At 64.2% G+C, this 12,378-nt stretch carries 12 protein-coding genes; 4 read left to right on the top strand and 8 right to left on the bottom strand.

Going from position 1 to position 12,378, the window contains the following annotated elements:
- From ACNPP0_RS25145 to cadR, 4 genes are all read right to left on the bottom strand, one after another.
- On the bottom strand, positions 1-218 hold a 218-nt coding region (locus tag ACNPP0_RS25145), incomplete at its 3' end, for a FecR/PupR family sigma factor regulator (protein WP_448707322.1).
- Positions 215-727, bottom strand: coding sequence for a sigma-70 family RNA polymerase sigma factor (locus ACNPP0_RS25140; protein WP_448707321.1), 513 nt, complete (start codon positions 725-727; stop codon positions 215-217). The genes ACNPP0_RS25145 and ACNPP0_RS25140, both read right to left, overlap by 4 nt.
- A 96-nt stretch (positions 728-823) precedes the next feature.
- Positions 824-1,423: a nitroreductase family protein gene (locus ACNPP0_RS25135; protein ID WP_448707320.1), complete on the bottom strand. Its 600-nt coding sequence runs from the start codon at positions 1,421-1,423 to the stop codon at positions 824-826.
- A 123-nt stretch (positions 1,424-1,546) separates the two neighbouring features.
- Entirely contained in the window at positions 1,547-1,981 is a 435-nt protein-coding gene (gene cadR / locus ACNPP0_RS25130) for a Cd(II)/Pb(II)-responsive transcriptional regulator (protein ID WP_448707319.1), read from the bottom strand.
- A 99-nt stretch (positions 1,982-2,080) separates the two neighbouring features.
- Between cadR and ACNPP0_RS25125 the strand changes: the two genes are divergently transcribed.
- Positions 2,081-4,570, top strand: coding sequence for a heavy metal translocating P-type ATPase (locus tag ACNPP0_RS25125; protein ID WP_448707318.1), 2,490 nt, complete (start codon positions 2,081-2,083; stop codon positions 4,568-4,570).
- Positions 4,571-4,714: 144 nt separating this feature from the next.
- Here ACNPP0_RS25125 and speG read toward each other — a convergent pair whose 3' ends face one another.
- A complete protein-coding gene (speG, locus tag ACNPP0_RS25120) occupies positions 4,715-5,299 on the bottom strand; it encodes a spermidine N1-acetyltransferase (RefSeq protein WP_006218930.1) in 585 nt (194 codons plus the stop codon).
- Between the two features lie 319 nt (positions 5,300-5,618).
- Between speG and ACNPP0_RS25115 the strand changes: the two genes are divergently transcribed.
- Complete coding sequence (locus tag ACNPP0_RS25115; protein WP_448707317.1) at positions 5,619-7,112, top strand: M81 family metallopeptidase; 1,494 nt, start codon at positions 5,619-5,621, stop codon at positions 7,110-7,112.
- A gap of 39 nt (positions 7,113-7,151) precedes the next feature.
- On the opposite strand, the gene ACNPP0_RS25110 is transcribed toward ACNPP0_RS25115, so the two are convergent.
- Positions 7,152-7,856, bottom strand: a complete 705-nt coding sequence (locus ACNPP0_RS25110) for a riboflavin synthase subunit alpha (RefSeq protein WP_332607520.1) — start codon at positions 7,854-7,856, stop codon at positions 7,152-7,154.
- A gap of 113 nt (positions 7,857-7,969) precedes the next feature.
- Entirely contained in the window at positions 7,970-9,406 is a 1,437-nt protein-coding gene (locus ACNPP0_RS25105) for an aldehyde dehydrogenase family protein (protein ID WP_332608909.1), read from the bottom strand.
- A gap of 463 nt (positions 9,407-9,869) precedes the next feature.
- On the opposite strand from ACNPP0_RS25105, the gene ACNPP0_RS25100 reads away from it, so the two are divergent.
- Together ACNPP0_RS25100 and xth are read left to right on the top strand one after the other, a co-directional pair.
- Positions 9,870-10,673: a FadR/GntR family transcriptional regulator gene (locus ACNPP0_RS25100; RefSeq protein WP_332607519.1), complete on the top strand. Its 804-nt coding sequence runs from the start codon at positions 9,870-9,872 to the stop codon at positions 10,671-10,673.
- A gap of 233 nt (positions 10,674-10,906) precedes the next feature.
- Complete coding sequence (gene xth, locus ACNPP0_RS25095; RefSeq protein ID WP_332607518.1) at positions 10,907-11,689, top strand: exodeoxyribonuclease III; 783 nt, start codon at positions 10,907-10,909, stop codon at positions 11,687-11,689.
- Positions 11,690-12,083: 394 nt separating this feature from the next.
- Here xth and ACNPP0_RS25090 read toward each other — a convergent pair.
- A partial coding sequence (locus ACNPP0_RS25090) for a hypothetical protein (protein WP_448707316.1) occupies positions 12,084-12,378 on the bottom strand: 295 nt, incomplete at its 5' end.

The following is a 12,378-nucleotide window of genomic DNA, read 5'->3' as shown; positions in this document are numbered from 1 at the left end:
CCGGCAGCGTGACGCTGCTGCACGTCGGTCAGCGTGGCAAAGGGGTCTTTGACGGCGGCGTTGACGGTTTCCCAGGCTGCCTCGTGCCGGGGATCGGATTGTTTCCATTGTTCGAAACGCGCCCGGTCGGCGCGCGGCACGCTACCGGAGGACAGCAGCACCATCCAGTCCACGGCCGATTGCAGGTCGGCGGGCAACACCGGCATGGGGGACGTCATGCAGCCAAACGCGCCGTCACGCACAGCGTGATGGCCTGCTTCATATAGCGGCGCACCGTCATCACCGATGTGCCGATGCGCGCGGCGATCTCGCTGTAGCTGAGCTCATCAAGCTGGCTATACAGGAAGGCCTGGCGCGCCTTGGGCGGCAGGCGTTGCAATGCGCGGTCGATGTGTATCAGCGCTTCGATCACCTGGGCGCGGGATTCTTCGCTGGGTACGCTGGCTTGCGGCATGGCGGCCAGGCTATCGAGATACGCGCGTTCCAGTTCGCGGCGACGCCAGAAACTGAAGAGCGTGCGTTGCGCCAGCGTGGTCAGGAATGCGCGCGGTTCGCGGATGGCGTCGGTATGCCGGCCAGCCAATACGCGCACGAACGTATCGTGCGCCAGATCGGCGGCATCATGGCGGCAACCCAGCCTGCGCCGCAGCCACTCTTGCAACCAGGAGTGATGCGCTTGATACAACTCGGTAGGGGAATGCTCCGAGGGCTGCGCGGAGGAAGACATGGAAAAACGCCAGACAATAAATAACAATAAGAATTATTGTTATTTATTGTCTGGCGCGCAAGCGCCTCGTAAGGCACCCTGCCAAACAACCCGCCCTTAGACGGGTCCGGTCCACTCCGTGACGAATTCGCGGAAGTCCGGGCGGTCGGCGGGCGGCACGGCGCAGCCCGGCGTGCCGATGGCCAGGTAACCCAGGAAGCGGTAGTCCAGCGAATCCAGGCCCAAGGCGTTCTGCACGTCTTCGACGTAGGTGCCCACGCCGGTGCTCCAGAACGCGGCGTAGCCCAGCATGTGCGTGGCGTTCAGGATGTTCATGACCGCGCAGCCGGTGGCCAGCAGTTGTTCGTGTTCGGGGATCTTGGTGTTGTCGTGGGCGATCTTCTGCGCCACGCCAATGAACAACGGCACGCTGGCCATCCATTCGCGCACCGACTTTTCTTTCTCGGGCGTCATGCGCGGGTCGCCGCTGCGCTTGACCGCGTCCAGTGCCACATCCGCCAGCTTGCCAATGGCCTCGCCCTGGATCACAACAAAGCGCCACGGGCGCAGCGCGCCGTGATCGGGCGCCGACATGGCGGCTTGCAGAATCTGTTCCAGCTCGTCCGGCTTGGGGGCCGGCGCGCGCAGAAATTTGAAGGAACGGCGCGAGGTCAGCGCGTGCAGCGGGGTGGCGGTGGGAGTGGTGGCAGCAGTCATTGATTCAGGCGCTTTTGTAAAAAAGACAGATTCTCATATTACGCGATGGCGTCGGGCGGATTGGGGTATCCCCTGACCGGCGGCAAGGGCATCGCGGCGAATGGAGGGTGGTTGCCCTGGGGTTCAGCCAAGATGCGTATGCCGTTCCTGGCGCTCTTCCACCTGCATTTCAGACAGGCCGTGCAAGATGCCGCAATCGTCCGTATCCGGCCGCGCCGACAGGCAGCGCTGGCGCAGTTCGGTCAGTTGGGCTTTCAGTTGCAGAAGTTCGGCGATACGTTCATCCACATGCGAGATGTGTTCGTCGAACAGCTCATTAATAGGGCCACAACCCTTTTGGTGGTTGTCGGCCAGGAACAGGATGGCGCGGATTTCGTCCTGCGTCATGTCCAGCGCCCGGCAATTGCGGATCAGCCGCAGACGCTCCAGATGGGCCTGGCCGTAACTGCGGTAATTATTAAGCCCGCGGTCGGGCGCGGGCAAAAGGCCTTCTTTTTCGTAATAACGGACGGTTTCGACCGTAGTGCCGGCCGCCGTCGCCAATTCGCCGATTCGCATGACGCCTCCTGGAACGCATTCCGAGTGAAATTTTGGGCTTGACCCTATAGTAACTCCAAGGTGTGCAATGGCGTCATCCGTTTCAACAAGGCGCAGAAGATGGCTTTTCCTCCGATCAAATCGCACGATCACCGCGCTGCCGGGCAGCCCGACGCCTGCTGCGGCGGGCATGACCATGACCACGGGGATAAGGGGCGCGACCACGCCACGCATGATCACGGCGCGCATGGCCGCGCTGCGCACGGCCATGATCACAGCCAAAAACACAGCCATGATCACAGCCATGACCATGGCTCGGGCAAGGATGGCCATGACCACAGCCCCGGCCATAGCCACAACCACGACCACGGGCCTGGCCACAGTCACGCCCCCGCCCCCGCCCCCGCCGCCTGCTGCGGCCATGACCATGGCGGCCAGGCCTTTGCCGCGTCGGCCGGCAGCGCGGCGACGCTTACGGCCGGCCCCGGCCAGGCGCTGGCGCGCTTGCGCATCGGGCAGATGGACTGCCCCACCGAAGAAACCCTGATCCGCAAAAAGCTCGACGGCCTGGACGTCGTGCACGCGCTGGACTTCAACCTGATGCAGCGCGTGCTGACGGTGGTGCACGCCGAAGGCGCGCTGGACCGCGTCATCGCGGCCATCAAGTCGCTGGACATGACGCCGGAACCCCTGGCCGACGGCGCGGCGGGCACCCCTGCCCCCGCTGCCAGCCGCGTGAACTGGTGGCTGATCGGCGGGGCCGGCGTGCTGGCCGCGCTGTCCGAGTTTTCGCACTTCGCGGGCTGGCATTGGGGCGTGACCGCCGCGCTGGCCGTGGCGGCCATCCTGGCTTGCGGCGTCACTACTTACCGCAAGGGCTGGATCGCCGTGCGCAACGGCAACCTGAACATCAACGCGCTGATGAGCATCGCCGTGACCGGTGCGGTGCTGATCGGCCAGTGGCCCGAAGCGGCCATGGTGATGTTCCTGTTCAACGTGGCCGAGTTGATCGAAGCCCGGTCGTTGGGCCGCGCCCGCCACGCCGTGCGCGGCCTGCTGGACCTGGCGCCCGAAACCGCCACCGTGCGTCAGGCCGATGGCGCCTGGCACGAGGTGCCGGCCGCACAGTTGAACGTGGGCGACGTGGTGCGGGTACGCCCCGGCGAACGCATCGCGGCCGACGGCATCATCGTCAGCGGCCGTTCCACCGTGGACCAATCGCCGATCACCGGCGAAAGCCTGCCCGTGGAAAAAGCACAGGACGACCCCGTCTACGCGGCCACCGTAAACGCCGCCGGTTCGTTCGAATACCGTGTCACCGCGGCCGCCGGCAACACCACGCTGGCCCGCATCATCCATGCCGTTGAACAGGCGCAAGGCGCGCGCGCGCCCACGCAACGCTTCATCGACCGCTTCTCGCGCATCTACACGCCCGCCGTGGTGGCGGTGGCGCTGCTGGTGGCGACCGTGCCCCCATTGCTGTGGGGCCAGCCCTGGTTTGACGCCATCTACCGCGCACTGGCGCTGCTGATCATCGCCTGCCCCTGCGCCTTGGTGATCTCGACGCCGGTCAGCATCGTCAGCGGCCTGACGGCGGCCTCGCGTCGGGGCATCCTGATCAAGGGCGGCGTGTATCTGGAAGAAGGCCGCAACCTGAAGTGGCTGGCGCTGGACAAGACCGGCACGCTGACCCACGGCAAGCCGGTGCAGACGGACCTGCAAGACTGGGACGTATCCGACGCCACCCGCCGCCCCGCGGCGTTGATCGCGGCAAGCTTGGCGGCGCGCTCGGACCACCCGGTGTCGTTGGCCGTGGCGAACGCCGCGCGCGATGCGGGCAAGACGCTGCTGGACGTGGACGCCTTCACCGCCCTGCCCGGCCGTGGCGTCAGCGCGCGGATCGACGGCGTGACCTTCCAATTGGGCAACCGCCGCCTGATGCGCGACGCGGGCGTGTCCAGCCCCAAGCTGGAAGCCCGCATGGACGAATTGGAACGCCAAGGCAAAAGCGCCATCGCGTTGACCGACGGCCAGCGGGTGCTGGCGCTGGCCGCCGTGGCCGACACCGTCAAGCCCAGCAGCGCCGAGGCCATCGCCGACCTGCACGCGCTGGGCGTGCGTACTCTGATGCTGACGGGCGACAACACGCCCACCGCGCAAGCCATCGCCCAGCAGGTGGGCATAGACGAAGCGCGGGGGGACCAATTGCCGGAAGACAAGCTGGCCGCCATCGAAAGCAAATTGAAGGCCAACGAGGCAAGCGCCGGCAAGGTGGGCATGGTGGGCGACGGCATCAACGACGCCCCGGCGCTGGCGCGCGCCGACATCGGCTTTGCGATGGGCGCGGCTGGCACGGGAACGGCAATTGAAACGGCGGACGTCGCGTTGATGGACGACGACCTGCGCAAGATCGGGACATTTTTGCGCCTGTCACGCGCCACCCATCGCGTGCTGATCCAGAACATCGTGCTGGCGCTGGGGATCAAGGTGGTATTCCTGGCGCTAGCCATGACGGGCAACGCCACGCTGTGGATGGCCGTGTTCGCCGATGTGGGCGCCAGCCTGCTGGTGGTGGCCAATGGGTTGCGCCTGCTGCGCGCCGCGCAGTGATGCAGGCGCAGCAGCGTCGCAGTGATGCAGTGGCCCAGTGACGCAGTGATGCAGTGATGCAGTGATGCAGTGATGCAGTGACGCAGTGATGCAGTGATGCAGTGATGCAATGATGCAGTGACGCGTTCGGCGGGACGGGCTTGCTTAGCCCGTCTGCTCTTCCTGCGGCCAGTCGCGCAGCACCGGCGCGTCGGGTGCGCCGGGGCCGACGTCGCGCAGGTGCTCATGTTGCAGTAGCGCCATGCGGTAGGCGTCGCGATAGGCGCCGTTGGAAAAGAACTCTTCTTTCATCAGCCCTTCGATCTGGAAGCCGCAGCGTTCGTACACGTGCACGGCGGCGGTGTTGTCCTTGTCGACAACCAGATAAACCTTATGCATGTTCAGCACGCGAAACGCATAGCCCACGGCGATGCGGGTGGCCGCCTTGGCGTAACCCCGGCCCTGGTAGCTGGGCGCAATGATGATCTGGAATTCGGCACGGCGATGGATGTAGTCGATTTCAACCAGTTCGACCAGGCCGGCGGGCTGCCCGGTATCGTGCTCGATGATGAAGCGCCGTTCGTTTTGATCGTGCAGGTGGCGGTCATAGAGTGCGACCAATTCGTCATAGGCCTCGTAAGGCTCTTCGAACCAGTAACGCATGATGACGTCGTTGTTGTTGATCTTGTGCACAAAGTGCAGGTCGCCGCGCTCTAGGGGGCGAATTTTGATATCGGATATGACCGACATAGGAACCTCCGAAAGTGTCGATATTGTATTCCGATGCGCCTCGAAACCACCGCACAATGGGAATTTCAGAAAATTCTTGAGTGTTCATGCGACTTTCCGGGCGTTTATGCCTGGAAAGCCTTGTCTTTGCTGCATTTAACTATCAAGAATTTCTAAATACACCTTGCCGGCGGGCCTGGCGCGGCAGTCGGGCAACCCGGACGGCGCGGCGCTGTGTGGCGCTATTGCCAAACCCCGGCACGTCTCCAATAATCGTCCGGTCGGCAACGGCTACGCCGCAAGACCACGACACACATTCAAAAATCCAAGAGGAAGAAACATGCACATCCTGGTGGCTGGATTCCAGCACGAGACCAATACCTTTGCGCCGTCCAAGGCGGGGTATGACAACTTTGTCCGCGGCGAGGGTTTTCCCGCGATGGTGCGCGGCCAGGACATGCTGGCGCTGCGTTCAGTCAACATTCCGGCCGGCGGCTTCTTCAACGCCATTCAGGCAGCGGGCCACACCGTGCACCCGGTGATCTGGGCCGGCGCCAGCCCATCCGCGCACGTCACGCGCGATGCCTTTGAACGCATTGCTGGTGAAATCCTGGACGCCGCGCGGGCGGGCAGCTACGACGCCGTCTACCTGGACCTGCACGGCGCGATGGTCACTGAACACCTGGACGACGGCGAAGGCGAACTGCTGGCGCGCTTGCGCCAGATCGTCGGCCCCGCGGTGCCCGTGGTTGCCAGCCTGGACCTGCACGCCAACGTCACCGCGCAGATGCTGCAACAGGCCGACGCGCTGGTCGCGTTTCGCACCTACCCGCACGTGGACATGGCCGACACGGGCGAACACGCGGCGCGCCTGCTGCTGGCGCGTATCGCGGCGGGCGACCACTGGGCGATGCACGTGCGCCGCCTGCCCTTCCTGATTCCGATCAACGGCATGTGCACCATGCTGCAACCGTCCAAAGGCATGTACGACGCGTTGGCGCACCTGGAGCAAACGCCGGGCGTCACATCGATATCGTTCGCGCCGGGTTTTCCGGCAGCGGATTTTCCGGAGTGCGGCCCCGTAGTGTGGGCGTACGGCACCGACGCGGCGGCCGTCGAACACGTCACCGAAACCCTATACCGGCAGGTGCTTGAGCTGGAACCGCAATGGGCGCCCGACTTCCTGGAGCCAGCCGACGCCGTGCGGCGCGCACAGGCGCTGGCCGTGGGTGCGTCGCGCCCCATCGTCATCGCGGATACGCAAGACAACCCGGGCGCGGGCGGCGACGCCAACACCACCGGCATGCTGCGCGCGCTGGTTGAGGCGGATGCACAGAACGCCGCGCTGGGACTGCTTTACGACCCGGACGCCGTGCGCGCCGCCACCGCCGCCGGCATCGGCCAGACCGTCACGTTAAGCCTGGGCGGGCAGTCCGGCGTTGCGGGCGATTCCCCGTTTACCGGGGACTTCGTCGTGGAAACGCTATCGCCCGGCAAGCTTCGTTTTGATGGCCCGATGATGCACGGCATGGACGTGGATCTGGGCGCCGTGGCGGGCTTGCGTATCGGCGGCGTGCGCGTGGTGGTCAGCGCCAGCAAGGCGCAGATGCTGGACCGCAACCTGTTTCGCGTGGGCGGTGTGCAGCCAGAGGAAATGGGGATATTGGTCGTGAAAAGCTCGGTGCACTTTCGCGCCGACTTCCAGCCGATTGCGCACGAAGTGCTGGTGGCCAAGGCGCCCGGCCCGATGCAGGCCGATCCGGCGGATTTGCCCTGGAAGCGCTTGCAACCGGGCATCCGCGTACGCCCCGAGGGGCGGCCGTTCGGGCAATGAGGCTAAAAAAAACCGTCCGGGGCGCGTGCCCCGGCCACGTTATTTCAGCTTGCCCTGCGGGCTGACAAAGTCTTCCAGCGTCAGCCCCTTTTCCTTCAGGATGGCTTCCAGCAGCGGTTGCAGCTTGCCCAGGCTTTCCTGCACCGTTTCACGCACCGTATCGACCATGACCTGCGTGCTGCGTTCGATTTCAATGTTGACGAAGTCGCCCACCTGCTTGTCTTCAAACACGGTCATGCGGCGCGTTTCGGGAATCAGCCACACTTCAAACCAGCCTTCGGTGCGGTTCACTTCCGACACGGTCAGGCTGGCGCCGTTGATGGCGATATAGCCCTTGGCGAAGACGTATTTGCGGAAGGCTTCGGGAATGCTGAAACGCATCAGGCGATTGGTGTCGGACGACTTCACCATGATGACTTCAGAGGTGAAATCCACATGGCCCGACAGCGGATGCCCACCGATCTCGGCGCCATCCTTGGCGGCGCGCTCGACGTTGGCGCGGTCGCCTTCGGCGTAGCTGCCCAGCGTGGTGATTGCCAGGCTTTGCAGCATCACGTCGAACGTGGCCTGGTTTTCGGACAGTAGTTCAGTGACGGTCAGGCAGACGCCGTCCGTCGATACGCTGGCGCCGATGGCCAGGTCAACGCAGAAACCAGGGGGGAAATCCAGCGTGAAGGTGCGCAGGCCTTCGCGGTCCGCGATCTTTGCGATCGTCGCGGTGCCTTGAACAATACCGGTGAACATACGGATCCTGAATACGGGGCGGCGGGCCCCAAAAGCAAAACATCAACGTTAACCGATATTTTGCTGCGGGCCGCCGCGCCGCATGCGGGTGGCGAACGCCACCCGGCCGGCCATCAATGACGGATGGCGATGGTCTTCAAGGTGGTGAAGCCATACAGCGCTTCAAAGCCCTTTTCACGGCCATAGCCCGACTGGCGCGAGCCGCCAAACGGCAGTTCCACGCCGCCGCCGGCGCCGTAGTTATTGATGAAGACCTGGCCGGCGCGCAGTTGGCGGGCCAGACGCATCTGGCGGCCCCCGTCGCGCGTCCAGACGCCCGCCACCAGGCCGTACAGCGTGCCATTGGCGATTTCCAGCGCCTCTTGCTCGGTGTCGAACACCATGGCGGCCAACACAGGGCCAAACACTTCTTCCTGCGCCAGGCGGCTGTTGGGCGGCACGTCGCGGAACAGCACGGGCGGCTGGTAGTAGCCCGACTCGGGCGCACCGTCCTGAAGCTGGCCGCGCGCGGCAACCTTCAATCCTTCCGCTTCCGCTTCGGCCAGGAAACCGCGCACGCGATCGTGCTGGCGGCCGCTGATCAGCGGACCCACGTCCAGGTCCTTTTCAGCCGGGCCGGTAACGGTTGCGGCGAAGGCGTCCGACAGGCGCTTGAGCACCGTTTCGTACACGCCACGCTGAATCAATACACGGCTGCCCGCCGAGCACGTCTGGCCTGCGTTCTGGATGATGGCGGCCAGCAGCACCGGCATGGCGGCGTCCAGGTCGGCGTCATCGAACACGATCTGCGGCGACTTGCCGCCCAGTTCCAGCGTCACCGGCACGTGGTTGTCGGCCGCGGCGTGGGCCACCATCTTGCCCGTCTGCGGCGATCCCGTGAACGAAATATGGTCGATGCCGGGATGCGCCGACAGCGCCGCGCCCGCTTCATGACCGTAGCCGGTGACGATGTTCAGCGCGCCCGCCGGCAGGCCGACTTCAGCGGCGATCTCGGCCAATTTCAGCAGCGACAGGCACGCGTCTTCGGCAGGCTTGACCACGCAGGCGTTGCCGGCGGCCAGCGCCGCGCCCACGCTGCGGCCAAAGATCTGCAGCGGGTAGTTCCAGGGCACGATGTGGCCCGTCACACCATGCGCTTCGCGCACGGTCAGCACGGTGAAGCCCGGGGTGTAGGGAATGGTCTCGCCATGCAGCTTGTCGACAGCGCCGGCATAAAACTCGAAATACCTCGCCACGGCGGCGGCGTCGGCGCGCGCCTGCTTGATCGGCTTGCCGGTGTCGGCGGATTCCAGTTGGGCCAGTTCTTCCTGGCGGTCCAGCAAGGCGAAGGCGATCTTCATCAGCAGGCGGCTGCGCACGGCGGGCGCCATCTGGCCCCACTCGCCCTCAAACGCCTGGCGCGCGGCCTGCACGGCTTGGTCCACGTCCGCCTGGCCCGAGCGGGCGATCGCTTCGAAGGGTTTGCCATCGGACGGGTTCACGACGGCAATGGTTTCACCGGTGGCGGAGGCCACCCATTGATTGGCGATAAAGTTCTTCTGAGTCACGATGTGCGGAGTAAAGTAGCGGCCGAACGGCCAGTTGCGGGAAAGGCGCCGACGCGCGCGCAGCGTTCCTGGCGCGATAAAAAGTGCCGGGTAGCAGTAGGTGTGCGGCAGCCCATATTGGCGGTGATGCGTGTTGTCTCGGATGCAGCCAGGCGGTCAGTCCGGGTTTGCCGGTTTTTGCCGAAGGCCAGGCGCCGCGGGAAACCCCGTGTCGCCGTCCGCGGGTCAGCGGCGCGGGCGATGTCGTTTACGGCAAATTACGGGAGGCCGGCATAACTTGTCAATTGAATTGACAGCTTTCTTCCCAATGCTGGGAATTTATGACTGAGGATTCGGGTAATCCCTTATCTATCAGAGGGTTACTGATCTGTACTTGCCCAGGGTCTTTGCCCGAGCGCCGCGGTGTTGTCATGGCGACTGACAAACTTCCGTTTTCTTCACGCCATTCACTTTCAGGAACGCGCCAATGAGCAACGAGCGTGACACGCAGTGGGATGCACTGCTGGAATCCGCTTCCCGCCCCCGCCCTGAGCTGGACGTGCTGGCGGACGTGGCATCCGGCCTGGGCTATGTACGCGCCGAGCGTTTTGCCGAACGCGTCTACGAAAGCCTGTTCTATGCCATCGCCACCGGCAAGATCGCGCCGGGCAACAAGCTGCCCACCGAATTGGAACTGGCCGCGCTGTTCGAGGTGTCGCGCCCGGTGGTCCGCCAAGCGCTGGACCGCCTGCGCGAAGACCGGTTGGTGGACTCCATCCGAGGCTCCGGCACCTACGTGCGCGCCAAGCCCGATTTGATGGGCGGCATGCCCGCCGTTGACCCGGCGCGCCGCGTCGGCCACATCCTGGAAGGCCTGGAACTGCGCATGGTGATCGAACCCGAATGCGCCTACCTGGCCGCCCTGCGCCGCGGCAGCGACGACTTGCACGACATGGACCGCATGCTGACAGGCTACGAAGAGGCCGACGCCTCCGGCGCCATCGCGCATCACTACGACTACGGTTTCCACCAAGCCATCGCCGCCGCCACCAGCAACCAGCGCTTCGTGCAAGTGCTCAAGTCACTGGAGTACGACGTCAGCCACGCCGTCAACGTTATGCGCCACCTGGTCCACAGCGAACCCTGGAAACGCACCCGCGCCGCCATCGACGAACACCGCCACCTGTACCGCCTGATCCAGGCCCAAGACGCCGACGGCGCCCGCAACGTGATGCGCGCCCATATCGAAAAGGCCAAGAGCCGCATGCTGAATAGCGGGTCCGAGCATTGACTGCGTCACGACAGGCCAGTGGCGACCGCGAGTCACGCCCGGGGTCCCAGGCCCCAGGTCCCCATCCGGCCTTCCGCCTTCCGCGTTCCGAGCCGTCGCCACGGTATCATCTGCCCCTATTCCTGGCGCCCGCCGACGCCCCCCGGAAAACTGGCCAGTCAAGTGACTGACCCGGCTTCGGGAGGGCGACATCGCCACGACTCGCATGAATAAATAAAGGCCCTACTAGACACATGAAATTAGCCACCTGGAACGTGAACTCCCTGAACGTACGCCTGCAGCAGGTGCTGGATTGGCTGGCTGCCAATCCGGTCGATGTGCTGTGCATTCAGGAACTGAAGCTGACCGACGACAAGTTTCCCGAGGCGGCGTTCAAGGAAGCCGGTTACCACGCGGTCTGGGCGGGGCAGAAGACGTATAACGGCGTGGCCATTGTGTCGCGCGTGCCGGGTACTTCGATGGTGCGCAATATTCCCGGCTACGAAGATCCGCAGCAGCGGGTGTTGGCGCTGACGTTTCCCAGCCCCGAAGGCGACGTGCGGGTCGTTTGTGCGTACTGCCCCAATGGGCAGTCGGTGGATTCGGACAAGTATTTGTACAAGCTGGCCTGGTTCGATGCCATGCGCAACTGGCTGGCCGAGGAAATCAAGCAGTATCCCCGCCTGGCGGTGCTGGGCGACTACAACGTCGCCCCGGCCGATGAAGACGTGCACAACCCCGAAAAATGGGAAGGCCAGGTGCTGGTGTCCGAACCCGAACGGGCGGCCTTGCGCAGCCTGATGGAGTTGGGCCTGACCGATTCGTTCCGCCTGTTCGAGCAGCCCGAAAAGTCGTTTTCCTGGTGGGATTACCGTCAATTTGCCTTCCGCCGCAATGCCGGCCTGCGGATCGACCACGTGTTGTTGTCGGCCCCGCTGGTCAAGCGCTGCGTCGCCTGCGTCATCGACAAAGAGCCGCGCCGCAACGAGCAGCCGTCGGATCACGCGCCGGTGGTGGCCACCCTGGAATTCGTCTGAAAATAATTGCCGCACGCCGTATTGCGCGGCGCTTTATTGTTCAGGTATAGTTTTGCTCTTGCTTCATTGGGGCGGTAGCTCAGCTGGGAGAGCGTCGCGTTCGCAATGCGAAATTGGCGTTGAATTCAGGCTTTTTCCTGAATGATTTCAAGCACATCAAGTCCCAGCTAACAACGGCAATTCCCGAGTTTTCCCACGCTGCGTGGACCAAGATTGGACCAAATTTCTTTGGTCCTTTTTTGTGCCCGCTCGGTCTATACCGTGCCCAGGCTTTCCCGTTTTTCTCAGCGGCGACTTACAACTTGGGCCGCGCCCTTTGCTCAGCGCTTGCAATGCGCAAAAGAAAACCCCGGCGCGCGGCCGGGGTTCGAAGGTCAAATCATGCAGTGACAAGTCAGGGCTTGGTCCTCAACGTGGGGAGGCGCGAATGCGCGCGGTGCCACTCGTCCTGTCGCACCCGTGAAAGCGAGCGGTTCCGCAACTTGGTGGTGACCCTCCAGTGCGTGCGCGCGGCGATCAGTTCACGAAACTCGTCTGTCGTCAGGTCGATGAGTTTGCCGTCGACGATCAGCACGTTGCGGAAAATGACGAGCGGCCCCACGGTGCGCACGAGTGTGAACCCTTGCTCTTGCCACAGCTCCGGCGTCGTGCGCATGGAATGCGCAATCTCCAGAACCATCGAACGCGGG

This window comes from Achromobacter semiaridum (assembly GCF_053543755.1).
The sequence above is the reverse complement of the archived record's forward strand: the minus strand, read 5'-3'. Positions and strand labels throughout refer to the sequence as shown.